Here is a 25,998-nt window from a genome sequence, read left to right on the forward strand (position 1 = left end):
TCGCGGTGGCCGGGCATCGGTCACCCGGCGCGGCCGGTCGCCTCGGGGAGGGCCACGGTGACGGAGAGGCCGCCGTCCGGGTTGGCCGTCGCGTGCACGGTGCCGTCGTGGGCGTGGGTGATGGCGGCGACGATGGACAGGCCGAGCCCGGCGCCGTCGGCCGAGCCGGTCCGTGCCGGGTGCAGCCTGCGGAACGGCTCGAAGAGCTCGCCGATCCGGTCGGGCGGGACGGGCGGGCCGGTGTTGGAGACCACCAGCCCGGCGCCGGGGGACAGCTCGACCAGGACGTGCCCGCCGGGATGGTTGTGCCGGATCGCGTTGTGCACCAGGTTGGCGGCCAGCCGGGCGAGCAGCACCTCGTCCCCGGCGACGGTGACCGGACGCGTGGTGCCGGTGAGGGTGACGCCGTCGCGTTCGGCGAGCGGCAGGTGGTCCTCGATGACCTGATCGACCACGGCCGCGAGGTCCACCGGGGTCCGGGTGTCGAGGCCGCGCTCGCCCTGGGCGAGGAGCAGCAGGCCCTCGATGAGCCGTTCGGACCGCTGGGTGTTGCGCAGCAGCTCGGCCCGGATCCCGGCCAGCCGGTCCGGCGAGGGGTCGGCCAGGCCGACCTCGATGGCGGTTCGCTGGATGGCGAGCGGGGTGCGCAGCTCGTGGGAGGCGTCGGCGACGAAGCGGCGCTGGCCGGCCACCGCGTGTTCCAGCCGGTCGAGCATGGCGTCGAAGGTGTCGGCCAGCTCCTTGAGCTCGTCCTGCGGGCCGGTGAGCGCGATGCGTTCGTGCAGGGTGGACAGCGACAGCCGGCGGGCGGTGGTGGTGATGCGGTGGAGTGGCCGCAGCAGCCGCCCGGTGAGCCACCAGCACACCGCGAACGCCAGCACCGTGATCACCACGAGGGTGACCAGGGTGACGATCCGCTGTGAACTCGCCAGGCTCTCCTGGAGCTCGGTCCGCCCGTCGGCCAGGAGTCTCGGGCCAGGCGGCGGAACGGCCTGCCCGGCGTCGTGCGGGAGGACCGCGCAGGCGGGCGGACGCGGGTCACACGGGTTCGCGCTCGCGCCCGCGCCGAGGCGCTCCTCCGCCCGTTGTACGGGGTGATCCTGCACCTGCCGGCCGACGATGATCTGCTGGAACTGCTGCGCGGCCAGCAGCACCCCCAGGCTGATGACCGTGAAGGCGCCGCCGTAGATCAGCGTCATCCGGGCCCGTACCGAGCCGTGCGACGCCGGCCACCTCACAGCCGGTATCCGCTTCCCGGGACGGTGACGATGACGGGCGGGTCGCCGAGCTTGGCGCGCAGCTTGCTCATCGTCACCTTGACGACGGTGGTGAACGGGTCGGTGTGCTCGTCCCAGGCGCGCTCCAGGAGCTCCTCGGTGCTGACCACCGTGCCCCGCGTCTGCATCAGCACCTCAAGCACCGCGTACTCCTTACGGGACAACGCCAGGTAGCGGCCGTCGCGGTGGGCCTGCCGGCGCGCGGTGTCCAGGGTGATGTCACCCCATTCCAGCACCGGAGGCAGCGGCGGGCCGGTCCGCCGGGCGAGCGCGCGGATCCGCGCCACCAGTTCGGCGAAGGCGAAAGGCTTGGCCAGGTAGTCGTCGGCCCCCAGGTTCAGCCCGTTGATCCGCTCGTGCACGGCGCCGGAGGCGGTCAGCATCAGCACGCGGACCGGCTCCCCGCGCCGGACCAGCTCGCGGCAGATCTCGTCGCCGTGCACCTGGGGCAGGTCCCGGTCCAGCACGAGCACGTCGTACTCGTTGACCGCGAGGCGTTCCAGCGCGGCGGCCCCGTCGTAGGCGACGTCGACCGCCATCGCCTGCTCGCGCAGCCCCTCGGCCACCAGATCGGCGAGGACGCGCTCGTCCTCCGCCACCAGAATCCGCATGATCCCATTACCGCAGATCCGCGATAAGAGACCGGTTAACGTTCCGGCGGCCACCGTCGTCACGTACGCGGCGGCAGCGGGATCCACTCGCCGTGCCCGGCGCCGCGTAGCACGTGGGACAGGCCCGCGTCGTCGAAGGCGCGGTCGAGGTCGGCGCGTCCCTGGGTGAAGTGGGCCCAGCCGTCGTAGTGGGCGGGGATGACGACGGGCACGCCGAGTACGGCGGCCGCGGCGGCGGCGCGTTCGGAGGTGAGGGTGAGGGGCCTGCCGCCGTCCTTGGCGGGCACCCGGGCCGCCCCCGCGAAGAGCACGGCCACGTCGATGGGCGCCACGCGACGGGCGATCTCCGCGACGGTGCCGATGGAGGCGTTGTCGCCGCTGACGTAGACCGTGGGAAGCCCTTCGCCCGACAGCACGAAGCCGGTGACCTCGCAGTTCACGTTGCCCTCTTCGTCGCGGGCGCCGTCCTCGGGGCCGTGCACGGCCGGTACGGCACGCACGCGCAGGTGTCCCGTGCCGTCCGCCCGCAGCAGTTCACAGGTGGTCCACGGGGTGAGCCCGGCCGCGGGCGGTCCCAGGCGGCGCGCGGTCGAGGGGCCGGTCAGCACGACCGGCGCCGCGAGGGCGAACGCCCGGCCCCGGTCGTCGAGGTTGTCTGGGTGCACGTCATGGCTGACCAGCACGGCGTCGACCGGCCCGATCTCCTCCTCGGACGCGGCGGGACCTTCGAGTTTGGTGAGATACCCCTTGGGGCCCGGTGCGTCGAAGGTGGGATCGGCGACGATCCGCAGCCCGCCGATGTCGATCACCGTCGTGGGCCCTCCGACCACGGCGACCGCGCACTTCTGCCGCTCAGCGCCGATGCGATGTGTCATGACTGACTCCCCCGAGTGACGGCCGATACCGGTACGTAACACTTATGCCCATGTAGCCGTCGATCCGCGCCCGGCTGTCCCGATCCCGGGCGGGGACGGTCAGCGGAGGTCGGTCGGCGCCGGAGCCGGTCGGGCGTCGTCGTCCGGGGCGGCCGGGGTGCGGCGGGCGGCGTGGATCAGGAAGGGGGCGGTGGCGAGCATGCCCATCGTGCCCGCGAGGGCGCCGACGGACTCCGAGGCGTGCTCCCGGATGAACACCCCCAGCACAGAGCCGGCGGTGCCGCCCAGCGCGGCGAACACGAGGAGGACGGCGCTCACCCGGTCGAGCAGCACGCCGAGCGGCAGCAGCAGCACGAAGGCCGCCAGGCCGGGCCACAGTAAGTCGCCCACGTTGAAGTCGCTCTCCTGCACGGCCATGAAGAGCAGCGCCGTGAAGGAGAAACCGGGGACGAGCGAGAGGCCGGCGCTACCGGCGAGGAACAGGGGGAACCCGCGCGGACGGATCAGACTGGGGGAGATCATCCCCACATCCTCGCGCCAGGCGGCCGGGATCAGCGGGCGACGGTGACCACGATCTTGCCGAACTGGGTGCCGGACTCCATGTGCCGGTGCGCCTGGACGATCTCCTCCAGCGGGAAGGTCCGGTCCACCACCGGGCGGAAGGCCCCGCTGCGCAGGCCGGAGGCGACGAACGCGGCGGCGCGCCGGAGCCGTGCCGGATCTCCGGTGATCTCGTGCACCGTGTAGGTGCGGATGTTCAGCGCGGGCATGCCGAGGTCGAATCCCGGATGGGGCGTCGGCTGCCCGCTCAGCATGCCGTACAGGAACAGCGTCCCGTCGGCGGCGACGGCCCTGGCGAGGTCCGCGACGCCCGGTCCGGCGACGGCGTCGAGCACGTACTCGGCGCCCTGGCCTCCGGTGAGGGCCAGCACCCGGCCGGCGACGTCCTCCTCGTCGGAGACGATCACCTCGGCGGCTCCCTCTTTGAGCAGCCGCTCCTTCTTGGCGCCGGTGCGGGTGACGGCGATGGGGGTCGCGCCCACCCGCACGGCGGTGTGGATCGCGGCCAGGCCGACGCTGCTGGAGGCCGCGTTCAGCAGCACCGTGTCACCGGCCCGCATCCCGCCCACCTCCACCAGCGCGCCGTACGCCGTGAGGTACGGCATCCACACCGCCGCGCCGGACACCGCGTCCACCCCGTCGGGGCGGGGCAGCAGCGCGGTCGCCGGCACGATGGCCCGCTCGGCGTACACGCTGTAGTCGTTCTGGGAGAAGGCCGGGATGACGCTGACCGCCTGGCCCGCCGCGAACCCGGTCACCTCCGGGCCCACCGCCTCGACGACCCCGGCGGCCTCGGCGCCGAGCCCGGCGGGCAGGCGCCTGACCGGCTCGATGTACTGGCCGCTGCGGAACAGCAGCTCGGCCCGGTTGACCCCGATCGCGTCCACCCGGATCCGCACCTCGCCGGGGCCGGGGTCGCCGGTGTCCAGGTCCTCCAGCCGCATCACCTCGGGCCCGCCGATCTCGTGGAACCGCACCGTCCTCGCCATGCCACCGTCCTTCGCTCGCTGTGAACGCGGTCCACTGTGACCCAGAAGTACGATCGCTGTCAAACTTTGATGAGTGCCGTACTATTGGCCTCATGGGACGTACGCCGCCGCACCCGGACGTGTCGCAGTTCGATCTTCAGCTCGTGCTGGAGGCCCTCGTCGATCCGGTGCGCCGGAGCATCGTCAGCCAGCTCGACGCCGCCGGAGAGGACCGTGCCTGCGGCTCCTTCGACATGCCGGTCAGCAAGTCCACCGCCACCCACCACTTCAAGGTGCTCCGCGAGGCCGGCCTGATCCGGCAGTACTACGTCGGCACCTCGCGGATGAACGCCCTGCGCCGCGCCGAGATGGACGAGGCGTTCCCCGGCCTCCTCGACGCCCTCACCGCGCGCCGGACCGCCGTGGCGCGAGGGTGAGCGTGCCGGTCACGGGGTGGCGTTCTCACACGGGTCGAGTTTCAGGGGTTTGTGCGCGACCGGGTTCTCCGGCTGGAGCTCCCGCTCCAGGAAATCCCCCCAGTAGCCCTCGTTGAGGAACGTCCTCAGGTGCCGGGTGAGGAGATCGCACTGCTGCCTGGACTGATCGGGCAGGCCGATGCCGTACTGCTCCTCGGCGCCGAAGGTCAGTCCTTCGACGACGCGGGTCGCCGGTGTGCTCCGGGCGAAGCCGCGCAGCACGAGCTGGTCGGTGGAGAACGCGTCCACCTGCCCGTCCACCAGCCGCCGCAGGCAGTCCTTCAACGCCGTCTCGACGGTGAGCGTCAGCCCCTTCCCGTCGTGCGGCCGGAGTTGCTCCTCGGACGTCGTGCCGCGCGCGACGCAGACGTTCCTGTCGCCGCCGATCAGGTCCGCGTGGGTCCTGATGCGCTCGTCGCCCTCCCTCACCAGCACGCCCTGGCGCGTGACCATGTACGGCCCGGCGAAATCGATCTCCTTTCGCCGCTCGTCCGTCATGGAGAACGTGGAGATCACCATCTGGACCTGGGAGCTCTTCAACGCCTCGATCCGCTCCGCCAGTGTCAGGTCCAGGAAGGCGACGTCCCTGCCCAGCCGGTTGCCCAGCCATTCAGCCAGGGCGATGTCGAAACCGGTGCGCCGATTGGGTCCGGGCTCGAAGGTGGACCAGCCGGGATGGTCGGTGGTCACGCCAATGTAGATCGGATTGCCGAAAAGGGGCTGCGCCGGTGGCGGATCGGGCGCGCAGGCGGGGACGAGAAGGAGCAGAAAGGCGATCAGCGCGGCTCCTCGGCGGACTCGAATCACCGGCGTGCTCCCTTGTCGGTTGTATCAGTTGTAGAGGACCGCTTCGGTGACGGTCAGGTTGACCGCGCACCCCGGATCGGCGAGATCGACGACGACGCGTGCGCCGGCCTGCCGTTCCGCGCCGGCCAGTGACAGGTGGATCTCCGCGTCGGAGGTCGTCGTGATTGTCATCCCGTGCTTGCCGTCCACGGTGGGCGTCACGGTCAGCGTGGCGGGGCTGACGCAGTTGCCGACGGTGGCCGGATTCACCAGCCTCAGCCTGAGGGCGAGCATGTCCCGCCCGGAGTTCACCGCGCCGACGTCGCCGGAGGCGGCCGGCAGGGCTATCCGGGCTTCGTCCATGTCGCGCATCTCGTGGCCGTTGTGCACCGCGACCAGGTCGGTGATGTTGCGGTCGGGCTTGTGGATGAGGAACCACCAACTGGCCGCCGCGGCCAGGATGACCACCGGCACCGCCGACAGGGTCCACTTCAGTCCGGGCTGGAGCGAGAGGGTCGTCGCCTCCGCCTTCTGGAAGTAGATGGTGATGAGGCAGCCGGCGACGCCGACCACCAGGGAGAGCGTCTGGGAGATCTCGGCGCCTTTCGCGCCCATGGTGAGCAGCAGGATCCCCATGACGCCTGTCGCCGCACAGGCAGGGATGAACCAAGCCCATTTCGCCGCATGGCGACGACGGGACGCTCGCGTCATCACGCAGTTCCGCCTTTGCCGGGTCGGCTCCCGCGATGCCGACATCCCCGTGGAATCGCACTGGAATTACATACTAGCGAGACGGTGTGTGCGATGCCGACTATTTGTCCGCCGCAAATGTGAAACGGCTGGAAAGCGGTAATCTGCGCACGTCGGGGACCTGGAAAGTGATCCCTCCCGATCCTGATTTCCGACTGGACCGCTATACCGGGAGCCCGGTCTGCGGCCATTCACGGTATGAGAGCCGTTCGCGTTCCGGTACGCCGAGGCGGGGAGGCTGCCCGGGTCCCTCGTGACGGGGCGCCCCCCACGAATCGGTGGGCGGTCAGAGCGCCGCCCGACTGCTCGCCGTGAGCTCCCGGATCAAGGTCGTGGTCAACCTGGACGGCTCCTACAACCCGAAGACGCCGGCGAAACCGATCGGCAGGCCGCTCATGATGATCGGCAACCCCAGGCAGCAGCCGGCCGCCGTCCCCATGCGCCGGTGCGGAGCCGGATCCCACTCGCCGCCCTTTCCCGCGCGGATGCAACAGTTCGCGGGACCGCGTGCTCTCAGGGGTGAAGGACGACGAAAGGCGAAGCAGGTGGAAGCAGATCCGCGGTTCGCGGGGTTCGTCGCCGAGCGTGGCGACGCGCTGTTGCGCTACGGCTACGTGCTGGCCGGAAACCCGCACGACGCGGCGGACCTGGTGCAGGAGGCGCTGCTGAAACTGCGCGCGGCCTGGCCGAGGATACGGGCCAAGGACAACCCCGAGAGCTACGTCCGGACGGTCATGGCCAGGTCGCACATCGCCACGTGGCGGCTGCGGCGTCACGAGGTGCTCGCCTGGGACCTGCCGGAACGCGGCTACCAGGACGCGCTGGCCGACGGCGACGAGCAGGCGATGTGGGTGGCGCTGGCCGGGCTGCCGCGCAAACAGCGGGCGGTGCTCGTGCTGCGCTACTACGAGGGGCTGAGCGACGTCGAGATCGCGGCGACGCTGGGGATCTCGCGGGGGACCGTACGAAGCCAGGCGTCGCGGGCGCTCGGCAAGCTCCGCGACGCGGCGCCGGCCGGTGTCAGGGAAGACGTATGGACCGAGCAGGGAGGGCGGCGATGAGCGGTATAGAGGACACGGTGCGCAGCACCTTGCGAAGCGCGGCGGAACGGGCGCCTCGGTCGCCCGGCGCGCTGGCGGGCGGGCTCGAAGTCGCCTACCGGCGGCGGCGACGCCGTTCCCAGGCGCTGATCGCGGCGGCGGCCGTGGTCGTCATCGCGGGCGGGGGAGGTGTGGCGCTGCGGATGACCGGCGGCCAGGAGGGGTTGCCGGCCGCCAACCCGTCCGGCGTCCCTTCCGCCGTGGTGACCACCGAGGGACCACCCCCCGAGCCGGTGGAGAAGGTGTGGCCGCAGGCCGTGTGGAAGATCCCCGCCAGGGATCCGGAACGGCGGCAGCTGCGTCCGGTCGCGTTCGTCGACGACCGGACGATGCTGGTCGAGGCATGGCGCGCCTTCGGGAAGACCGAGGTGATCTACGCCTACGACCTGGCCGGCGGCGAGCTGCGGAAGATCGCGGACGTGCCGGACCCGGCGGGGACCGTGCTCGGCACCGACTTCGGCGTCGGAGACGGGCAGGTGGCCTGGTGGACCAGGACGAGGGACACGGTGCGCCTCTGGGCCGTCCCGCTGAGCGGTGGCGAGCCCCGGCCGCTGGGCGACCGCAAGGTGGAACATGACGACATCCAGCCGTTCGGGGGCCTGGATGTCGTCGGCGGCAAGGTGGTGTTCTCCCTGTCCTCGGGCGGCGTGTTCAGCGTCCCGCTGGCCGGCGGGCAGGTGACGGAGGTGCCGGGGGGCGCCGGTCTGCACCTGCTGGCCTGGCCGTGGGCGGGTACGCCGGGCGCCGGCGGGGCGCGCGACGAGCCGCCCTTCAGCCGCCTCGTCAACCTGGAGACCGGGCAGACCAGCACGGCTGTCATCCGCCAGGGCGAACAGGTGCTCGCCTGCGGCGTGCGGTCCTGCACCGTGACCACGCCCGACGGCAAGGCGTACACCCGGCTGCGCGACGGCTCGGGACAGAAGGAGATTCCCGTCGGCTACCAGATCCCGGAACCGCCGAGCCAGGACCGCTTCTTCGTCCGCAACCTCACGGGCACGACCCCGGGCATCGGGCTCTACGACCTGACCACCGGCACCCTCGCCGACCTGGGCATCAGGACAGAGGCGTACCGGGGAGAAATCCCGGTCGCCGACCGCTCCGGCCGTTTCATGACCTACGAACTCAAGTCCGGCCGCTACGTGATCGACCTGTCCAGGATCCCGTAGCCCCTCCCACCCGGCCGGTACGGCGTGCGACCCGGCACGCCGTACTCCGGCCCGGCCGTCGCAGCCGGGGTACTCAGGCAGGACGGGTACGCGTACTCAGGCGGACGGCCGGGCCGTGCTGGACCCTGGAGGCATGAACAAACCGCTCCAGCCCAGCCTGACCTCCGCCTACTTCGCGCAGTGCGTCATCTCGTTCGGCGCGGCCCTCGGCGGCGTGGCGCTCGGGATCGTCTACCTGCCGGTGGACCCGTGGATCCGCGCGTTCCTGGCGGTCGCCGTGCTGTACACGGTGACGTCGGCCTTCGGACTGGCCAAGTGTGTGCGTGACCGGCAGGAGCTTGCCCACATGTCGACCCGGGTCGACCAGGCGCGCCTGGACAAGCTGCTCTCCGAGCACGATCCCTACAAGGTCGACAGCGTGTGAGGCTCATGCCTCGTCGAGGCCGCGCTCGATCGCGTAGCGGACGAGTTCGACTCGGTTGTGCAGCTGGAGCTTGTTCAGCGTGTTCTGCACGTGGTTCTGCACGGTCCGGTGGCTGAGCACGAGCCGTTCGGCGATCTGTTTGTAGGACAGGCCCTTGGCGACGAGGCGCAGCACCTCGGTCTCCCGGTCGGTGAGGCGTGGCCCGTCGTCGGACGGCTTCTGCGTGGCGAGACGGCGGAACTCGCCGAGCACCAGCCCGGCCAGTCCGGGGGTGAAGACCGGTTCCCCTTCGGCCGTGCGCCGGACGGCGTCGAGGAACTCCTCCCGGCTCGCCGACTTGACCAGGTACCCGGAGGCCCCAGCCTTGACCGCCTCCAGCACGTCCTCGTGCTCGCCGCTCGCCGACAGCACCAGGATGTGCGGCGGGCGGTCGGCCGCGGCCAGCCCCCTGGCCACCTCCACGCCGGGCAGGTCGGGTAACCGCAGATCGAGGACGACCAGGCCGGGGCGGGTGGCGGCGGCGACGCGGAGCGCCTGCCGGCCCTCGCCCGCGGTCGCCACCACCTCGTATCCGGCGTCCGTCAGGTCGCGGGCGACGGCGTCTCGCCACATCGGGTGGTCGTCCACGACCATCACCCGCAGAGCTCCGGTCATGCCGTAACTGTAAACCGGTCCGCCGTCGCGGCCAGGGCTATCCGCGCGCGGGAGGCCCGGCGGGGACGGTCAGCTCGACCTCGGTTCCCTGGCCGGGTACGGAGGTGACGCCGACGGTGCCGCCGAGCCCGGCGATCCGGCCCCGGATGGACTGCGTGACGCCGAGCCTGCCCTCGGCCGCCGCCTCGGCCAGGCGCCCTGCGGGGATGCCGGGACCCTCGTCGCGCACGGTGACGGTGATCCAGCCGTCGTCGTGCTCGGCGAAGACCCAGGCTCTCGCGTCCTCGCCGCAGTGCCGCCGGACGTTGTCCAGCGCCGCGCCCACGGCCGCGGTGACCTCGCGGGCCTGACCGGCGGGAAGCGGCAACGGGGTGGCGGGCGTCGAGACGGTGACCGTCGCCGACGTGTACCGGCGTAACCGGGCCCCCAGGTCGCCGTCCTGGTCGGCCGCGGCCGGCCCGCTGCGGATCATCTCGCGCACCGCCGCCTCCTGCTCTCCGGCGAGGCGTCCCAGCTCGGCGGCCTCCCCGCCGATCTCCAGCCCGCGGCGTTGCACCAGCGCCAGCACCTGGAGGACGGAGTCGTGGATGCCGCGGGCGAGCTGCTCGCGTTCGCGGCCGGCCACCTCCATCTCGATGGCCCGTTGCAGTCGTTCCTCCGCCTGTTTGGTGAGCCTGGCCACGTGGCCGACGACAGTTCCGGCGAGGATCAGCAGCACGGCCCCGTTGACCGGGACGGAGAGGTCGAAGCGGTCCAGACCGCGCAGCCACAGGTCGCCGAGCGCCAGCAGGATCGCGACGAAGGCACCTGCCCGCCGCCCGCCGTGCACGCCCCAGGCGAGAGCGGGCCCCGCCACCCAGGTGGCCGTGACCGGCATCACGCCCGCCGGCCCGGCGCCGGGTCCCTGGACGTACGGCGAGGCCATCAGGCACCCGAGCGTGACCAGGACGTCCGCCACCAGCAGGAACCGGCTTCTGGCCGTCGAGTACGCGAGGGTGGTGGCCGCGGTCCAGCCTGTCATGACGCCGAGAAGGAGCCAGCCGGCGACCGGGTGCCGGTAGCCGCCCGCGCCGGCCAGCAACAGTGCCGCGTAGCCCAGTGAGGCGATGCGGTAGACCGCGATGGCCCGCCAGAACGACCCTTCGATCTCCATACGGCCCCATCACGCTCGATCGGCGCTGTTCCCGTAGTTCACGACTATATGGTGACGCGCGGTGCAGGCGGCCGGGGTCGGCGGGCGGCGGCGAGAAGAATGTGGTGCATGAGCTTTCCGATGGGCGGTGCCTCGCTGGACTACTACCTGATTCTTGGGGAGGCGGGGGGCGGGGATCCGCTGGGGCGGGCGGAGGGGATCGCGGTGGAGGAGTTCGTGTTCGCCGCGGATCACACGGCGGCCGGGGTGGACGGGGCGGGGTGGACGGCGGCGGACGGCGGCTGGTGGAGTTCGGCGGCCTTCACCCGGGCGATGCGGTCCGATCCGCGGCTGCGGGCCCGGATCGTGCCGGCTGCGCGGCGTGACGCCGAGTCCGTCTACCGCAGGCTCGGCGGGGGAGATCTGCCGGGCGAGGCGGGCCTGCGGGGCCGCTTCCTGGACCGTCAGCCGTTGGCCGGCTCGGCTCCGCTGGATCTCGGCGCGGGGGAGGTCCCGGACGGGTTCCACGACAGGCGGGTGTATCGGATCCTGTTCGCGGGTGACCCGGGTGCGGGCCGCCTGCCGTACCTGCTGGGTGTCTGGGGCATGACGCCGGCCGGTGATCCCAGCGGACGCCTGGTGGGCAGGGCCGGGCGCAGGACCGGGGACGACCTGTTCGGCTGGGAGCTTCGCCGGATCGGTCCGGGGGTGGCGTGGTGTGTCGATGTCACCGCCTGCCTGGCCGGTCCGTCCGGTGACGCCGTCGGGCCGCTGCTGCGCGAGCTGACCGCCGCCATGCGGCACGCGGGCCTGATCCCGGTGACGATCGAGCGCTTCACCTGATCTTTTAGGCGGGCACGAACCACCTGTTCGTGGCCTGGGAGACCCTCACCCACGCAGGCAACCCAGGCTGATCACGTGAGAAGGCTTCCGTGGCGGGGGACGCCACGGAAGCCTTCATGCGCGTCCGGTCAGGACGTGGTGTCGGCGACGACGTGGATCAGGTTGCGCGCCTGGCCGGCGATGGCCAGCCGCCACGCGTCGAACGTCGCGTCACTGGGGATGAAGTCGGTCTCGAAGTGCTGCATGTCCGGGGTGTGGATGTGCCCGGCCGGGATGTCGAGGCCCATGCGGTCGCGCAGGAGCGTGTTCCGGTAGGCGCTCTCGTTCGACAGGTAGTTGCCGCCGCCGCCGCTGTAGGAGCACGACCCGGGGTCGGGCGGGATCGGGGCGGTCGCCGGCGGGTACTCGACCGGCGGCGGGTTGTTGCGGGTCACCCGGTCGGTGGCGGCGCAGTCGGTGAACTGCGTGTAGTTGGTGTGCCAGACCACGCCGAAGGCGACCGCGGGATCCGGCCACGTGTCACCCGGCGGGCGCGGGATCGAGGCCCCCGTGTTGGCGCGGATCATCTCCTCGACGGGCAGGGTCGCACTGGTCCACTGCGGCGGGTTGGTCAGGCTGAAGGTCCCCGGGCCGCCCCAGCGTTCCACCACGGTGCTGTTGCACTCGTTGTTGTTCACCGCGAGCTGCGGGACGCCGTTCACCGCCGGGCATCCGCGGTAGTTGTCGTTGCCGAGCGAAACGCCGTGGTAGCGCGCGTTCCACTGCTCCAGGTTGAACACCGCGCCGCCCGCCTGGCTCACGGTGATCGACGCGTCCACCCGCTTAGGGCCGGGACGCATGAACGGCCCGACGGTGTCCTCCAGATAACCGCGCTGGAACTCCGGGTAGCTCACCGGAAGCGTGTAAGCCTCGACGCGCGCCGTCTTGCCGTTCTTCGTCCGGTACGTGGTGCCGTCGAGGGAGAGCGCCGTCGCGCCGGACGGGTTGCCGTGCCGGATGTTGTTGCCCACGGTGCCCGGGGCGGTGCCGACCGTGCCGCCGTCGAGCGTGTAGGGGTCGAAGCCGCTCATGATGACCCGCTTCACCCCCTTGCCGGCGGGGAAGTCGATGTCGAACATGCCACGGGAGGCCCGGTCGAACGCGGTGATCAGCTCGGTCCTGTCCCGGTCGGACAACCGGAACTCCGGCGTCCACTGCCGCAGGGTGAGCGTCGACTGCAGGCGGGTCCAGTAGAGCGGCCGGTCGTCGCTGTAGGGGAGGTCGCCCTTGATCCGGCCCTTGTTCTGCGCCCGCCGTACGGCGTCCTTCCAGAGCGCCTCGCCCTGCTGCTGGACTAGCGACGTGGCGGCCTTGAGGCTGTGCGTGCGGCACAGGGCGCGGGTCAGCTCAGGGCCGAAGTCCTGGAAGCCGGCGCCCTCGATCATCTGCTGGGCGAACGTCCGCGACTGCGGCACGGCGGGGTTGTCGTTGTCGGGGAGGACGAAACCCAGCCGGTTCTCCTCCACCGAGGGCGTCACGCTGGAATCGAGACAGCCGGCACCGTGCGCGTCCTGCGCCGAGACCGGTCCGGCCGCGGCGAGGACGGCCGCGGTCACGACCGACATGGCCAGCACGCGGGCGGCGGCGGACTCTGGTCGTAGCAACTTCATTCTGAGCGCTTCCTCCTCATCGGCATTGCTCCCCGAGGGGCATCTGCAGCCGAGGTGAACTCCACTTGTGCGTTGAGGGATGCCGGGCCGGCAGTGCGACGCGAACCCGGCGTGCTCGTGGGTGGCCCTCTGGGCAGGCGGGACCCGTCGCGGGTTCGCGTGTCGGCAGAGGCTCGGATCGTAGGGGCGCGGGTGGCCGTTCGATTGCGGTGACGAGGTCGGCGTTCGCGGACCTGGGGGTCGAATCGTGGACAACCTGGAAGCTACGAGTGATCAGCTCGAAGATGGCCCGAACCTACAGAATCGTTGAACAATCCGTCAAGGGGACAACACCTCACATGGTGGGGCGTGCCCGCAGGCCCAGCCGTACGGCGGTGGCGAGCGTCCCGGCGGAGAGCAGCGACGCCAGCAGTACGGCGGTGCCGTAGGTCTCGAACCAGTCCGCGCTCCAGCCCAGGAACGGCAGGTAGACGGCCGCGAAGCCCAGCGGCACGGCGGCCAGGACCCGTGCGTCGCGGAGCCGGGGGGAGGATCCGCGCACGAAATGCATGCCGACCCCGCCGGTGACCATGAGGAGCACCCCCGCGACCCGGCGCACCAGCCCCAGGGCGTTGTCCGCGTCCACGACGACCAGCGTGACCGGCCCCGCGAAGTCGTCCCCGTTCACCACCACGTACAGGCCCGCCATCAGCAGCAGGGCCGAGATCGTGAATCCCGCCGGGGACCCGCGCAGCCATCCGGCGCTCCCCACGGCGACGAGCAGCGCGGCGAGCACGGCCGTGCCGAACTCGGGGCCGACGAGCTCGCCGGCGCCGGGCAGCGGCATCGCCGACCGCTCGGACAGGTCGCCCCCGTTGCTGCTGAGGCCGAGCCGGTGCCACCGTCCCGCCACGTCGCGTACGGCCACGCCGTCGCTGCCGTTGGCGACCGCCACGACGTGTCCCCCGGGCAGGGGGAGCACGGCCAGCGCCCTCGACACCGCCGGGTCCGCGCCGCCGAAGTCGTGGCGGGCCTGGTAACCGCGGTCCAGCCGCTGCTGCCGGCTCGCGGAGATCTCCCCAGGCGGTCGCCCACGTCGCCCCGGCGTCGATGGACCGCTCGACCTTGAGGCGGGAAGGGGTCAGCCGGTAGCAGTGGCGGGGCTCGCCGGGGACGCACGCGCGGGTACGGGGCGGCGCGGAGGGGCGGCCGGACCGGAGCCGCCAGGTCCGGCCCGCGTCGCCGCTGGCGAGGGCGCCGCCGGAGTCGACGTGCACGACGATCGTCCCGCCGAGCGCCTCCACGTGCCACGCCGACGGGGCGGGCGGGACGGCGCCGGTGGCCGTCACGGACGGCGGCGGGCACGGCGACCAGCCACAGTGCCGCGTCCCGCCGGCGTCGATCGTTCATGTTCGCCTCGCTCGTCCTCGGTTCCCGAGATGAGACGATCAAGAACGCCGGATCGTTCGGGTGACCGGTGCCGGATGTCCGCCGGGACGGCCCGGGGCGACGGTCGCGGGTGTCAGGCGGCTTCGGCGGACACGGCCCGTTCGAACTCGGGCCGGCTCATCGACGCGCCGAACACCGGGCCGCCCGGTTCGAGGAGGCGGCCGTGCCGCAGGCCGTCCAGCCGGACGGCGTCGTAGCCGACCCGCTCGACGACCTCCGCCACGAGGTCCACGGCCCCGGGATCGTCACCGGCGACGCCGAGCGCGCGGCGGTCCGGCGCGCCGGCCGGGCGGAGTTCGGCTTCGAGCTCGTGGTAGCCGGTGTGGTTGAAGGTCTTGACGACCGTCGACCGGGCGAGGCGACGCTGAACGATCTCGCTGCTGCCGTATCGGCGATCCTCGAACAGCTCCTGGACGCCGTCGGTGGGCGGCCAGTAGTTCATCGTGTCGATCACCAGCCTGCCGGCCACCAGGGCGGGGTCGAAGGCCGCGAACCGGTGCAGCGGGATGGCGAGTACGACGATGTCGGCGTCCTCGACCGCGTCGGCCGCCCAGCGCGGCTCGGCTCCCGGGATCAGCACCTGGGTGATCAGCGCGATCTTCGCGGGGTCACCGGAGGCCGCGATCGTCACCGGGTGCCCGGCGGCGATCGCGACCCGCGCGATCGCCGGGCCGACGTGCCCGGCGCCGAGTACGGCGATCCGCGGCCGCTCACTCATGTGGATCATCTCCGGTGGAAGGGGCGCGGAGGTCGTACTCCGGGGTCCGCGGGACGACGGGCCGTCGCCGACCCTACCTCGCGCTCAGCGGCGGCGCCGGGCCGGACGGTCCCTACACGGCGTTGCGGCGAGAAGCCGGGCCGGACGGTCCACACGCGGCGCCGCGGCGGGCGGGCGTCCGCTACGCGGCGTCGTGGCGGGTGCTCGCGGAGGCCATGCCGAGCCAGGTGTGTGGGTTGCCCGCCCAGCACCAGCCGAGCTTCGGGGACCGCTCGCTGATCCAGATCGCCGGGACCCGGCGGTCGCCGGAGCGTGAGCCGCCGAGCGAGAAGCACTTGTTCCTCACCAATATCTGCGGGAAGTGCGTGATGAGCGCGATGCCTTCCTCGATGGTGAGCAGGGTGCGGTCCCGCCCGGCGATGACGTCCATGGCGTCGTTGGGCACGGCGCCGCAGAACTCCTCGCCGCGCTCGACGTCGAACAGCAGATAGGCGTGCTGCCCGGGCGGTGCGGCCTCCTTGGTCGTGACGAACCGCTCCAGGGCGCCGGGTTCGAAGGAGCGGTCGACGAAACCGGGCCGCTTCCCGCCGTGCAGCGACCAGGCTGTTCATGGAGCGGGGTGCCGAGATCGCCGTCGTCGTCATCGAGGAGGGGGGACCTTCTGGAGCCCTCTCTCGGCGGCTACGCGCTCGCGAGATAGTCACTTTCCTCTAGGTACCTACTATACCGGCGGTGTTAGCGTCTCCGGCGTCCCGCCCGATCGGGCGTGGACGACCATGAAGGGGAGCTAGTCATGATCGTTATCACGGGGGCGACCGGGAACGTCGGCCGGCCGCTCGCCCAGGCCCTCGCCACCGCCGGTGAGCGGGTGACGGCGGTGTCCCGCGGTGTGCGGGACGTGACCGTGCCCGAGGGCGTCCGGCACGAGCGGGCGGACCTGACCGACCCGGAGAGCCTGCGGGCCGTCCTCCAGGGGGCCGATGCGTTGTTCTTCCAGGACACCGGCACCAGTGCGCACCTGCTGCGCCCGGCGGACATCCTCGACGTCGCCAAGGCGGGCGGCGTCGAGCGGGTCGTGCTGCTGTCCTCCCAGGCCGTGGAGACCCGGCCGGAGACGGTGTCCCACGGGGGCGTCGGACAGTCCATCGAGGACGCCGTACGGCGGTCGGGCATGGAATGGACGATTCTGCGGCCCGGCGGCTTCGCCTCCAACGCCTACGGCTGGGCCGAGTCGGTCCGCACCCGCCGGACCGTCGCGGCGCCGTTCGGCGACGTCGCCCTGCCGGTCATCGACCCGGTGGACATCGCCGACGTCGCCGCCGTGACCCTGCGCGAGGACGGGCACGCCGGGCAGGTCTACGAGCTGACCGGGCCCGCTCCCAGCACGCCCAGGCAGCGGGCCGCGGCGATCGGCGACGCGCTCGGCGAGCCGGTCCGGTTCGTCGAGCAGACCCGCGACGAGGCCCGCGCGGAGATGCTGCGGTTCATGCCCGAGCCCATCGTCGAGACCACCCTCGCCATCCTCGGCGAGCCCACCCCCGGCGAGCGGCGGGTCAGCCCCGACGTCGAACGCGTCCTCGGCCGCGCCCCCCGCACCTTCGCCGACTGGGCCCGGCGCAACGTCGCCGCCTTCCGCTGAACTGGTCGGCGTCGGCCGCCCTGCCGGGTCCGGGTGCGGGTGGTTCAGCCGACGACGGAGAGCAGGCGGAGTTTCTCGTGGCTTTCCGTGCCGGGGGAGGCGGTGTAGACGACCAGGAGCTGCGACTGCTCGGGATCGACGAGGGTCTGGCAGTGCAGGTCGAGGAGGCCGAGCTGGGGGTGCTGGAGACGCTTCTGCGGGCAGTACGGGCCGGTTATGGGGTGTTCTCGCCATAGTGCGGCGAACTCCGGGCTGTCGGCGAGCAGGGCGGCGACGAGCTCCGCGGCCCGCGAGTCCTTACCTTCCCGCGTGTACACCTGGTGCAGGGTCGCGGCGAACAGCCTGCTGTGCAGGGGATGGTCGTCCTCCGGATGGATCAGGCGGGCGGCCGGGTCGGTGAACCACCGGTAGTGCATGCTGCGGGCCGGTCCGGTGTGCACGCTCTCGTCGCCGATCAGCGCCGCGGACAGCCGGGTCTGTCGCAACGTCTCGCCGAGATGGGTCACGACCTGGGCGGCGGCGTCTTCCAGCCCGTCGAAGACGCGCATCATCCCGGGGGAGACGTGATCGGTGCGCAGGGTCCGCCGCGGTGTGGCGTAGCCGGCGAGGAGGAACAGGTGGTCGCGTTCCTCCAAGGACAGGCGCAGGCCGCGGGCGAGGGCGGCGAGCATCTGCTCCGAAGGGTGCGGGCCGCGCGGCTGCTCCAGCCTGCTGTAGTAGTCGACCGACATGTCGGACAGCACGGCCACCTCCTCCCGCCGCAGCCCGCCGGTCCGCCGCCGCCTGCCACGCGGAAGCCCCACGTCCTCGGGCCGCAGCGCTTCCCGGCGCGAACGCAGGAAGTCGGCGAGCCGCTCCCGGTCCATGACGCCCCCCTCTCCACGGACACCGTCCAGGATCCCCACGACACCGTCCAGGATCCCCACGACACCGTCCAGGATCTGCACGGACACCGTCCAGGATCGCCGACGCGGGCATCCGTATCCAGGTACCGACGATGCGATGACGCACGTCACAGCGAAGCCGGACACGTGGCCCCCGGGGGCTACTCGGTCGCCGGTGTCCCGGGAGGGGGCCACATGGTGGCGATCCGGCGGGCGGTGGCCAGGTACGCCTGCTCCACCGCCGGCGCGAGGACGACGTCGGCGCCCGGACCCGCGGCGGCGAGGTGCTCGCGCAGCAGGATGGACTCGGCCGTGTCGGCCAGGTCCAGCAGCCCGCTGATCCGGGCGGCCACGGTCACCAGCCCGGCCCCCGCCCCGGGCCCGCGCCCGGCCTCCAGCGCCTCGCGCACCACGCCCATGTCGTACCCGTCGGCGCCGGCTGCGCCCGCGGCGTTCGCGGTGGTGGCGAGTACGGCGGCGCCGAGGCCGGCGGCGGTGGCCGACAGGGTCGCGACGTCCAGCGGGTCCACGTCGACCAGGCGCAGCGGGACGAGTTCGACCCGGCCGCCGGGGGAGTACAGCCGTCCCGCGAGCCCGGCGGCGACCGCGTACCTTCCCTGGCTGGGCGCGACCGCCCGCCACAGCCGGCGCAGCGAGACCAGCGCCGCCCCGCCCGCCAGGGCGCCCGGCAGCACCGCCCCGGCGTCCTCGGCGGCCCGCAGCCTGACCAGCACCCCCTCCAGTTCCCCGACCGCGCGGACGAGTTCCTCCCCCAGGTCGGGCACCAGGACCACCCGGGTCCCGAACCCGCTCATCCTCTCCCCCCGGCGGGCGGCCCCGGCCACGCGGGGACGAGAGCGGGCGGCGAACCGGGCGGAGGCGTCACACCCGCGACGGTACGCCCTGCCCCGCCGGACAGCCGCCCCTCCGCCGAACACGGCGGTCTCTCGGAGATGGTCGCGGGGGACGACCGGTGCGATCCCGCCGCCGGGGAAGCAGGCGCGGCCGGGGTTCAGGTGAGGTCGATGGGGAGGTCGACGGTGAGGCCGGGGACGGCGACGCCGGTCGTTCCGGGGTATTCGGCTTCGGCCGCGGCCCGGGCGGTCGCGGGGGCCGTGCCGGGTACCCGGGATCGACGAGCAACCGGAACCCCTCGTGCTCCACGAGGTACGCCCCGCACGCCCACCCCGCCTCCGGCCACACCCCACCCCCGCCGAGAACCGTCAGCAGCATCCGTGCACTCTAACCTCCGGCCGTACGGCGGCGCCCTTGCCGGTGCGTGTGACGCCGAGCGAGCCCGACCGCCGGGCGTCCCCGACCGCCGGGCGTCCCCGACCGCCGGGCGTCCCCGACCGCAGGGCGGGCACGGCGACGGGGAAGGGGGGTAGCGTGATCGGGCGGAAGGCGTCCATGGCGGGTGGACGGCTGGTGACGCAGAGCATCGGGAGGTGCCGTGACGGATACCAGGGCCACCGGCTACGACGGCCTGGCGTCCCGTTTCGTCCCGGAGGATGAGTTCCGCGCCTTTCTGCTGGCGTGCTTCGGGCTCGCCGGGCACGAGTTGTTCCTCGGCCACGCCGACCGGCTCGCCGAAGATCTGCGTGACGTGCCGCCGGAGGTGAGGTTCCCTGCGTTCTGCACCTATCGGGAGGTCAGCGGCCATTTCGCGATGGGCTACGACGTCGGCGTCGAGGGGTACCTCGTGGACCGGGTGGGCCGCAGGGAGTTCACCGAGCGGTTCGCCGCCCGCTTCGACGCCTATGTCCTGTACGGCGACACCGAGCCGCCGGGACTGTGGACGGTGATCCTGCCGGACGGGAGCCGCCTGTGTGCCGCGATGGAGGAGGGCGAGGACGACAGCTTCGTCCTCGACGCGGCCACGGCACCGGTGCCCGGCCTGCCGGAGGTGCCGGTGATACCCGGCCTCGGCTGAAGGCGCAGGTAGCCCGGTGTATCCGTAAATGTACGAATTGTCGTCTATAATGTTCTGGACGGCGACCAGGAAGGCGGGCACCGTTTGCGAGTGAGGACCTCACAGAGCGTGATCGGCGCGCTCCTGGCCCTCGCGGTCCTCGTGCCGGCACTCGCACTTGCGATCTTCGCCGTCACCGTCGTCCCCGGCTCTCCGGAAGCGCACCACAGCCGCCCCGGCGTCACCCTTCCCGACGGCGGCGTCCTGCCCGCCTGCCACGCCGGTTCCTCCGCCGTGGAGCCGCCCTGCCCGGCGGGCGCGTTCCTGCCCGTGCCCCGCGCCCGGCCGGCCGTACCCGCGCCGGTCGAACCCCGCGCGGAGATCGCCCCCACTCCCGCCGATCCGCGCGGTCCTCCCGTATCCCTCGGTTCTTGACCCTTTCCAAGATCGAGACCGGAGGTCGACGTGAAGTCCGACGAACGTGGTTGCCGCATGCCCGCCTTCTGCCGTGAAGGAGAGTGCCGTGGCACTGGGTGACGCTCTCGTCGCGCTGGGCGGCGCGTTTCTCGCGGCCGGGATCATCGGCCGCCTCGGCAGCAGGATCGGGCTGCCGACCATTCCGTTGTTCATGCTGGCGGGCATCGTGTTCGGCCCGCACACGCCGGGGCTCGCCCTGGTGGACGACCCCGGCGAGCTGAAGGTCATCGCCGCGCTGGGGCTGATCTTCCTGCTGTTCTACCTGGGGCTGGAGTTCTCCACCGACGACCTGGTACGCGGCGGGGGCAGGCTGGTCGCCGCCGGGACCGTGTACATCGTGCTGAACGTCGGGGGCGGGCTGCTGTTCGGGCTCGCGCTCGGCTGGGGGTGGCGCGAGGCGCTGGTGCTCGCCGGGGTGATCGGCATCTCCTCCTCGGCCATCGTCACCAAACTGCTGGTGGACCTGGACCGGCTGGGGAACCCGGAGAGCCGTCTCATCCTCGGCATCATCGTGGTCGAGGACGTGTTCCTGGCCCTCTATCTGGCCGCGTTGCAGCCGGTGCTCGGCGGCGCCGACAGCGTGGCCTCGGCGGCGCTGTCCTTCGGCCGGGCCTTCGCCTTCCTGCTCGTGCTCGCCGCGGTGGCCCGGTGGGGCGCACGTCTGGTGTCCCGCCTGGTGCACACCGAGGACGACGAACTCCTGGTGGTCAGCTTCGTGGGGCTGGCCGTGCTGGTCGCCGGGGTGGCGGAGGAACTCGGCGTGTCCGACGCGATCGGCGCGTTCATGATCGGCCTCATCCTGGCCTCGACGCGGTCGGCGCCGAGGATCCGCAAGCTGGTGCACCCGCTGCGCGACGCGTTCGCCGCGCTGTTCTTCTTCGCGTTCGGGCTGGCCATCGACCCCGGTGACGTGTGGTCGGTGGCGCTGCCGGTCACCATCGCGGTGCTGCTCACCGTGGTGCTGAACGTCGCGGCCGGGGTCATCGCGGCCAGGATGCACTCCTTCGGCCGCCTGCAGGCGGTCAACGTGGCCCTCACCGTGCTGTCCCGCGGCGAGTTCGCGCTCGTGCTGGCCAGCCTGGCGCTCGCGGCCGGGCTCGACGGCAGGCTCGCGCCGTTCATCGCCGGATACGTGCTGGTGCTCGCCCTGCTCGGCCCGATGGTCGCGGCGAGATCGGGATGGCTGGTGCGGATGGTGACCCGCCGCCGGGAGGAGGTCCCGGCGGCGTAGTCCCTGCCCGGGAGAGGGTCAGGTGTGGAAGAAGCGTGCGAGCACAGGGGCGAGGATCTTCGCGTTGACCGCGTGCTCGTGCGTTTCCACCGTCCCGCGTTCCGCGCCGGGGACCGCGGCGGCGATCGCGTCGGCGGCGTCGCCGAAGAAGTCGATGGTCAGGCCCGGCGTGTGCGGGTCGGTGCCGGCGCCGGTGAGCGCCAGCGTCGGCCGGGTGACCGTCGCCAGCCAGGGCGGCGGGGGCCCGTCCCCCAGGCAGGCGGCGTCGTGGCCGAGGGTGGGCGCGAGGTCCAGCAGCGCGGGCCACATCGGCGAGGCCGCCGCCTCCTCGACGCTCTCCTCCGGCGCGCCCGCCAGCCGCATGAACAGCCTGAGCGCCTCGTCACGCCGCCCGTCGCCGAGCGCGTCCCGCAACCGGGTGACGTACTCCTGCCACACCCGGACCGCTTCGTCGCCGACCTGGTAGGGCACCTCGTACACGACGACCCGGCCGACCGGCAGCCCGGCCGCCACGGCAGCCAGCACGAGCGCCCCGCCGGAGGAGGCGCCGAACAGGTGCGCCGGCGCGCCGACCTCGTCGATCAGGGCCGCGAGGTCCTCGACCTCGCGTTCCGGCGCGTACGGCTGCGCGTCGCCGCTGCGGCCCCGGCCGCGACGGCTGTAGTTGACGACGGTGAACTCGCCGGACAGCTCCGTGGCCAGCGGCGCGTTCTCCGATCCGTCGTCCAGGGCGCCGCCCACCAGGATGACGACCGGGCCTTCGCCGGACCTGTCGTAGGCGATCGATGTACCGTCACGCGATGTCACCTGCGGCATCGCCGCTCCCTTCCACCGGTAGATTCCTAATATAGGAGTAATCGCTCCTAAAATGGGAGGAGTGCGCGATGTCGGGATCAAGGACGTACGGGGATCCGTGCGGCATAGCCCGCGCCCTCGATCTCATCGGCGAACGGTGGGCGCTGCTGGTGGTCCGCGAACTCGTGTTCGGCCCCAAACGGTATGGGGATCTGCGCCGGGGGCTGCGCGGGGTGAGCCAGAACGTGCTGTCCCAGCGACTGCGCGATCTGGAGGAGGCCGGGGTGGTCGCCCGGTGCGTCCTCGGGCCGCCCGCCGCGTGCCGGGCCTACGAACTGACCCCGCGCGGGCGGGAACTGGAGCCGGTCCTGCTGGCACTCGGCCGCTGGGGCAACCCCATCCCGCCCGCGAGCACCTCGGCGACGGAGCTGAGCCCCGACGCGCTGGCCGTCGCGCTCAAGTCCACCTTCGACCCCGGCGCCGCCGGCGACCTGCGCGGCCGTTACCAGCTCCGCCTGGGGCTCGACGCCTTCCACGCCGACGTCCGGGACGGGCGGCTCCAGGTGGCCCGGGGCGAGATCGGCGGCGCGGACGCGACCCTCACCTGCGACGTGCCCACCCTGACCGCCCTCGTCTTCACGGGCGGCGACCTCGGCGACGCCGTACGCACCGGAGCCGCCGCCGTCCTCGGCGACACGGCCGCCCTGCGGCGCTTCCTCGGCTCCTTCGAACGCCCCTGACCCGCCCCCGGGTCACCACCAGCTCGCCGGCCGGATCGGCGCACGCCTGGGCGGCCCCCGCCCCCACCGACTTCACCGCCGACTTCACCGCCGCCGTGCTGTGTCCCGGCAGGGAAGGCCGGGCGGGGCAGGGATGTTGACGGTGGGCATGGAGGATCGTTTCGCGGATCAGCGTGTCATCAACCGGCTGCTCGTAGAGTCGCGGGTCTGGGCCTTCGTCGGGCTCGGCGACGATCCCGGCCGCACGGCCTACGGCCAGGCCCGTCTGCTCCAGGGCCGGGGCAAGCGGATCATCCCGGTGCATCCGGCCGCGCGGACGGTGCTCGGCGAGCCGGGGTACGCGTCGCTGGCCGAGGTGCCGGTCAAGGTAGACGTCGTCGGCGTGTACCGGCGGTCCGAGTTCGCCGGGCAGGCGGTGGACGAGGCGATCGCGGCCGGCGCGGGCGCGGTGTGGCTGCCGCTCGGCGTGATCGACGAGGCCGCCGGCCGGCGCGCCCTCGACGCCGGGCTCGACGTCGTCATGGACCGCTGCCCCGGAGTCGAGTGGGCACTGCGCCGCAACGTCTGAACGGTCCCGGGTGGGGGCCGGAGCCATGTGAGCGCCAGTGCGGGCGTGGTGGGGGCTTTCCGCGTGGTCGAGGTGGGGGAGACTGGGCGGGTGACCAACGAGAACGGCACCCCCGGTCCGCCGCTGACGAGTCCGTCCATCGTGCTGCTCACGCTGGCCCGCCGCGTCGAGGTCGAGCTCAACGCCGCGCTCGCGTCACTCGACCTGACGGTCGGCAGGCTCGGGCTGCTCGGTCACATCGCCGGTGTCCCCGGGGCGTCGTTCAGCGACCTGGCGAGGATGTCCGGGATCACGGTGCAGAGCGTGCACACCGCGGTGAAGGGACTCGCCGCCGCCGGGCTGGTCCGCGACAACACCGCCCGCGCGGGCGCGGCCTCGGCCATCGAGATCACCCCCGACGGCGCCCGCCTTCTGGAGGCGGCCAAGCACGCGGTGACCAGCGTGGACAACCTCCTGTTCGGCCCGGACGCGGACCCGATCCAGCAGCAGATAGCCGCCGCCGTGGCAGAGATCATTGCCTGAGCCGGTTCTTCTTCGGTAGTGGCAGCGGCGGGCGATGGCTCATCCGCTCTGCCTCATCGGTGACTCAGGGGCCGGCGATGGCCGGATTTCGCGGCAAATCGTCCTGGTCGCCCGGCTGGTCGGCATCAAAGACCTGCGGGCGCGTCGCGGCGTCCCGGATCGCCCGCGCAGAGGTCGCCGAAGTCAGTCGGCCGTCCGCTTGGCGCCGGCATCCGGCCCGGGGCTGTCCGGCACGACGACGAGGCTGACGATGCGACGGGTGCGGCCGTCACCCTCGGCGTGGCTGACCCGTGCGAGGACGGCGCTCTCGATCTCCTCGATCATCGCGGTGAATTCATCGTCGGTCAGACATACCGCCGCCTGCCGGTAGACCACGCCGTCCGAAGCGGGGTCGGCGTTCTCGTGGTCGAGATAGCGGCCGAAATCTGACATCAACGATGCCGCGAACGTGGTGAACGCCCGCTGGTGGTCCTCCCGCGTCATCGCCGCCCGCGCCGCGGGATCGACCACCGCGTGCTCCGGGCGTACCCGGTAGCTGCGCTCCACCGTGCCGCGCACCCGTCTCGTGTCCACCACCTCCAGCACGCCCGCGTCGGCCAGCACGGCGATGTGCCGGTACATCGTCGCCGGCGGGATGTCGGGCAGGCGCTCTCGCAGCTGTGCGGTGGTCATCGGATCGGTGTCGAACAGCGTTTGCAGGATGCGGATCCGGACGGGATGCAGGAGAAGGTCTGCGGTTGCCATGCACCGATTTTCTCACATACGATAAAGTTATCAAAGTTGATAACGATGGGAGTTGGGGCATGCGGGACGTCAACATGACAGCCGCCGCGGACGACGGACTGTCCCTGGTCGGCACGCTGACCCTGCCCGCGGGCCCCGGCCCGCACCCGGCCGTCCTGCTGCTGCACGGATCCGGGCGGCTGGACCGGGACGCCAACGCCGGCCGGCTGCGCATGGAGCTCGGCCCGCCGCTGGCCGCCGCGCTCGCGAACAGGGGGATCGCCACACTCCGTTATGACCGGCGCGGCGTCGGCGCCACAGCCGGCGACTGGCGCGCGACCGGATTCGCCGACAACCGGCGCGACGCCGCCGCCGCACTCCGGGCCCTGGCCGCGCGGCCCGACATCCGGGCGGACGCCATCGGCGTGGTGGGACACAGCGAAGGCGCCGTCCATGCCATGTCCCTCGGTGCCCGTCCGGAGGTGGGGGCGGTGGTGCTGCTGGCCGGGTTCGCCCGCCCGGGTGAGGACGCCCTGCGCTGGCAGGCCGGGATGATCGCCCGCGATCTTCCCGCGCTTGTACGGCCGTTGTTGCTGCCGGTCCTGCGCGCCCTGGCCGCCCGGCACCTGGTCCGGATCAGGACGACCGGCGCGGACGTGACGCGCGTCGCCGGGATGCCGATGAACGCCCGGTGGATGCGGGAGCTGCTCGACCACGACCCGCGCCCGGACCTGGCGAACATCAAGGTCCCCGTCCTGGCGATCACCGGCGGCAAGGACATCCAGGTCGACCCCGCGGACCTGGACGAGATCCGCAGGCTGGTGCCCGGTGAGGTCGAGGTGCACCGAATCCCCGACCTCACCCACGTGCTGCGCCGTGATCCCGGTCGCCCATCGGTGCGCTCCTACCCCCGGCTGCTGCGACGGCCGGTCGACACCGACGTGCTCGCGCAGGTGGTCGGCTGGCTCGCCCACCGGCTTCGAGGAGCGCCCCAGGAGATGCGCGCCACAGGAGTGACAAATCATCCTGACGGGATGCTGAATCCCTGAGTCAAACACCTGATTCGACTCTTCCGACCGGTAAGGCGTC

At 72.3% G+C, this 25,998-nt stretch carries 30 protein-coding genes; 13 read left to right on the forward strand and 17 right to left on the reverse strand.

All coding sequences use genetic code 11. From position 1 onward, the window contains the following. Positions 1-20: 20 nt before the first annotated feature. The 5 genes from QSK26_RS25890 to QSK26_RS25910 all read right to left on the reverse strand — a co-directional run bounded on the left by QSK26_RS25890 (position 21) and on the right by QSK26_RS25910 (position 4,313). Positions 21-1,238 (reverse strand): sensor histidine kinase, encoded by a 1,218-nt coding sequence (locus tag QSK26_RS25890; RefSeq protein ID WP_285777850.1) that lies wholly within the window; start codon positions 1,236-1,238, stop codon positions 21-23. Beyond that, positions 1,235-1,888, reverse strand: coding sequence for a response regulator transcription factor (locus tag QSK26_RS25895; protein ID WP_285777851.1), 654 nt, complete (start codon positions 1,886-1,888; stop codon positions 1,235-1,237). Before QSK26_RS25895 ends, QSK26_RS25890 begins: the two co-directional genes overlap by 4 nt. 59 nt (positions 1,889-1,947) lie before the next feature. Beyond that, the gene (locus QSK26_RS25900) at positions 1,948-2,763 is read right to left on the reverse strand and encodes an MBL fold metallo-hydrolase (protein WP_285777852.1); all 816 of its coding nucleotides are present in this window, start codon (positions 2,761-2,763) and stop codon (positions 1,948-1,950) included. A 99-nt stretch (positions 2,764-2,862) separates the two neighbouring features. After that, positions 2,863-3,285, reverse strand: coding sequence for a hypothetical protein (locus QSK26_RS25905; protein WP_285777853.1), 423 nt, complete (start codon positions 3,283-3,285; stop codon positions 2,863-2,865). Positions 3,286-3,314: 29 nt separating this feature from the next. Next, positions 3,315-4,313, reverse strand: a complete 999-nt coding sequence (locus tag QSK26_RS25910) for a zinc-dependent alcohol dehydrogenase family protein (RefSeq protein WP_285777854.1) — start codon at positions 4,311-4,313, stop codon at positions 3,315-3,317. A 92-nt stretch (positions 4,314-4,405) separates the two neighbouring features. On the opposite strand from QSK26_RS25910, the gene QSK26_RS25915 reads away from it, so the two are divergent. After that, the gene (locus QSK26_RS25915) at positions 4,406-4,729 is read left to right on the forward strand and encodes an ArsR/SmtB family transcription factor (protein WP_285777855.1); all 324 of its coding nucleotides are present in this window, start codon (positions 4,406-4,408) and stop codon (positions 4,727-4,729) included. Positions 4,730-4,738: 9 nt separating this feature from the next. Here the strand turns inward: QSK26_RS25915 and QSK26_RS25920 are convergent, their stop codons facing one another. Beyond that, the gene (locus QSK26_RS25920; protein ID WP_285777856.1) at positions 4,739-5,458 is read right to left on the reverse strand and encodes a transporter substrate-binding domain-containing protein; all 720 of its coding nucleotides are present in this window, start codon (positions 5,456-5,458) and stop codon (positions 4,739-4,741) included. Between the two features lie 141 nt (positions 5,459-5,599). After that, positions 5,600-6,190 carry a hypothetical protein gene (locus QSK26_RS25925; RefSeq protein WP_285777857.1) on the reverse strand — a complete coding sequence of 197 codons (591 nt, stop codon included), beginning with the start codon at positions 6,188-6,190 and terminating at the stop codon, positions 5,600-5,602. A gap of 392 nt (positions 6,191-6,582) precedes the next feature. On the opposite strand from QSK26_RS25925, the gene QSK26_RS25930 reads away from it, so the two are divergent. The 3 genes from QSK26_RS25930 (at position 6,583) to QSK26_RS25940 (ending at position 8,994) form a co-directional block, all read left to right on the forward strand. Next, entirely contained in the window at positions 6,583-7,365 is a 783-nt protein-coding gene (locus QSK26_RS25930; protein ID WP_285777858.1) for a SigE family RNA polymerase sigma factor, read from the forward strand. Next, the gene (locus tag QSK26_RS25935) at positions 7,362-8,570 is read left to right on the forward strand and encodes a TolB-like translocation protein (RefSeq protein ID WP_285777859.1); all 1,209 of its coding nucleotides are present in this window, start codon (positions 7,362-7,364) and stop codon (positions 8,568-8,570) included. The genes QSK26_RS25930 and QSK26_RS25935 overlap by 4 nt, the downstream gene beginning before the upstream one ends. Before the next feature lie 133 nt (positions 8,571-8,703). Then, positions 8,704-8,994 (forward strand): YiaA/YiaB family inner membrane protein, encoded by a 291-nt coding sequence (locus tag QSK26_RS25940; RefSeq protein ID WP_285777860.1) that lies wholly within the window; start codon positions 8,704-8,706, stop codon positions 8,992-8,994. Positions 8,995-8,997: 3 nt separating this feature from the next. Here the strand turns inward: QSK26_RS25940 and QSK26_RS25945 are convergent, their stop codons facing one another. Further along, complete coding sequence (locus QSK26_RS25945) at positions 8,998-9,648, reverse strand: response regulator (RefSeq protein WP_285777861.1); 651 nt, start codon at positions 9,646-9,648, stop codon at positions 8,998-9,000. A gap of 37 nt (positions 9,649-9,685) precedes the next feature. Beyond that, positions 9,686-10,801: a MacS family sensor histidine kinase gene (macS, locus tag QSK26_RS25950; protein WP_285777862.1), complete on the reverse strand. Its 1,116-nt coding sequence runs from the start codon at positions 10,799-10,801 to the stop codon at positions 9,686-9,688. 108 nt (positions 10,802-10,909) lie between these two features. On the opposite strand from macS, the gene QSK26_RS25955 reads away from it, so the two are divergent. Then, on the forward strand, positions 10,910-11,623 hold the full coding sequence (locus QSK26_RS25955) for a hypothetical protein (protein WP_285777863.1): 714 nt from the start codon (positions 10,910-10,912) through the stop codon (positions 11,621-11,623). A gap of 128 nt (positions 11,624-11,751) precedes the next feature. Here QSK26_RS25955 and QSK26_RS25960 read toward each other — a convergent pair whose 3' ends face one another. From QSK26_RS25960 to QSK26_RS25975, 4 genes are all read right to left on the reverse strand, one after another. Beyond that, positions 11,752-13,272, reverse strand: coding sequence for a PA0049 C-terminal domain-containing protein (locus QSK26_RS25960; protein WP_285777864.1), 1,521 nt, complete (start codon positions 13,270-13,272; stop codon positions 11,752-11,754). Positions 13,273-13,606: 334 nt separating this feature from the next. Further along, positions 13,607-14,251, reverse strand: coding sequence for a hypothetical protein (locus QSK26_RS25965; protein ID WP_285777865.1), 645 nt, complete (start codon positions 14,249-14,251; stop codon positions 13,607-13,609). A gap of 522 nt (positions 14,252-14,773) precedes the next feature. Beyond that, positions 14,774-15,418 carry an NADPH-dependent F420 reductase gene (locus QSK26_RS25970; protein WP_285777866.1) on the reverse strand — a complete coding sequence of 215 codons (645 nt, stop codon included), beginning with the start codon at positions 15,416-15,418 and terminating at the stop codon, positions 14,774-14,776. Between the two features lie 181 nt (positions 15,419-15,599). Then, complete coding sequence (locus QSK26_RS25975) at positions 15,600-16,013, reverse strand: DUF5701 family protein (protein ID WP_352244394.1); 414 nt, start codon at positions 16,011-16,013, stop codon at positions 15,600-15,602. 198 nt (positions 16,014-16,211) lie between these two features. Here QSK26_RS25975 and QSK26_RS25980 point away from each other — a divergent pair, with 198 nt between their 5' ends. Further along, positions 16,212-17,057, forward strand: coding sequence for an NAD(P)H-binding protein (locus tag QSK26_RS25980; RefSeq protein WP_285777867.1), 846 nt, complete (start codon positions 16,212-16,214; stop codon positions 17,055-17,057). 44 nt (positions 17,058-17,101) lie between these two features. Here QSK26_RS25980 and QSK26_RS25985 read toward each other — a convergent pair whose 3' ends face one another. Continuing rightward, positions 17,102-18,010, reverse strand: coding sequence for a helix-turn-helix transcriptional regulator (locus tag QSK26_RS25985; protein ID WP_285777868.1), 909 nt, complete (start codon positions 18,008-18,010; stop codon positions 17,102-17,104). Positions 18,011-18,102: 92 nt separating this feature from the next. Then, positions 18,103-18,756, reverse strand: coding sequence for a hypothetical protein (locus tag QSK26_RS25990; RefSeq protein ID WP_285777869.1), 654 nt, complete (start codon positions 18,754-18,756; stop codon positions 18,103-18,105). A gap of 638 nt (positions 18,757-19,394) precedes the next feature. On the opposite strand from QSK26_RS25990, the gene QSK26_RS25995 reads away from it, so the two are divergent. The 3 genes from QSK26_RS25995 to QSK26_RS26005 all read left to right on the forward strand — a co-directional run bounded on the left by QSK26_RS25995 (position 19,395) and on the right by QSK26_RS26005 (position 21,561). Then, complete coding sequence (locus QSK26_RS25995) at positions 19,395-19,874, forward strand: hypothetical protein (RefSeq protein ID WP_285777870.1); 480 nt, start codon at positions 19,395-19,397, stop codon at positions 19,872-19,874. A gap of 90 nt (positions 19,875-19,964) precedes the next feature. Next, positions 19,965-20,288, forward strand: coding sequence for a hypothetical protein (locus QSK26_RS26000; RefSeq protein WP_285777871.1), 324 nt, complete (start codon positions 19,965-19,967; stop codon positions 20,286-20,288). Between the two features lie 88 nt (positions 20,289-20,376). Next, positions 20,377-21,561 (forward strand): cation:proton antiporter, encoded by a 1,185-nt coding sequence (locus tag QSK26_RS26005; protein ID WP_285777872.1) that lies wholly within the window; start codon positions 20,377-20,379, stop codon positions 21,559-21,561. 18 nt (positions 21,562-21,579) lie between these two features. Here the strand turns inward: QSK26_RS26005 and QSK26_RS26010 are convergent, their stop codons facing one another. Beyond that, entirely contained in the window at positions 21,580-22,377 is a 798-nt protein-coding gene (locus tag QSK26_RS26010; RefSeq protein WP_285777873.1) for an alpha/beta fold hydrolase, read from the reverse strand. Positions 22,378-22,445: 68 nt separating this feature from the next. Here QSK26_RS26010 and QSK26_RS26015 point away from each other — a divergent pair, with 68 nt between their 5' ends. From QSK26_RS26015 to QSK26_RS26025, 3 genes are all read left to right on the forward strand, one after another. Continuing rightward, entirely contained in the window at positions 22,446-23,096 is a 651-nt protein-coding gene (locus QSK26_RS26015) for a winged helix-turn-helix transcriptional regulator (protein ID WP_285777874.1), read from the forward strand. A gap of 148 nt (positions 23,097-23,244) precedes the next feature. Further along, positions 23,245-23,664: a CoA-binding protein gene (locus tag QSK26_RS26020; protein ID WP_285777875.1), complete on the forward strand. Its 420-nt coding sequence runs from the start codon at positions 23,245-23,247 to the stop codon at positions 23,662-23,664. Positions 23,665-23,754: 90 nt separating this feature from the next. Next, entirely contained in the window at positions 23,755-24,186 is a 432-nt protein-coding gene (locus tag QSK26_RS26025; RefSeq protein ID WP_285777988.1) for a MarR family winged helix-turn-helix transcriptional regulator, read from the forward strand. A gap of 183 nt (positions 24,187-24,369) precedes the next feature. Here the strand turns inward: QSK26_RS26025 and QSK26_RS26030 are convergent, their stop codons facing one another. Continuing rightward, on the reverse strand, positions 24,370-24,930 hold the full coding sequence (locus QSK26_RS26030; protein ID WP_285777876.1) for a helix-turn-helix domain-containing protein: 561 nt from the start codon (positions 24,928-24,930) through the stop codon (positions 24,370-24,372). A gap of 59 nt (positions 24,931-24,989) precedes the next feature. Here QSK26_RS26030 and QSK26_RS26035 point away from each other — a divergent pair, with 59 nt between their 5' ends. After that, on the forward strand, positions 24,990-25,958 hold the full coding sequence (locus QSK26_RS26035; protein WP_285777877.1) for an alpha/beta hydrolase family protein: 969 nt from the start codon (positions 24,990-24,992) through the stop codon (positions 25,956-25,958). The last annotated feature ends 40 nt before the right edge of the window (positions 25,959-25,998 follow it).

Source organism: Microtetraspora sp. NBRC 13810, from assembly GCF_030268685.1.
Taxonomy (GTDB): Bacteria; Actinomycetota; Actinomycetes; order Streptosporangiales; family Streptosporangiaceae; genus BSRQ01.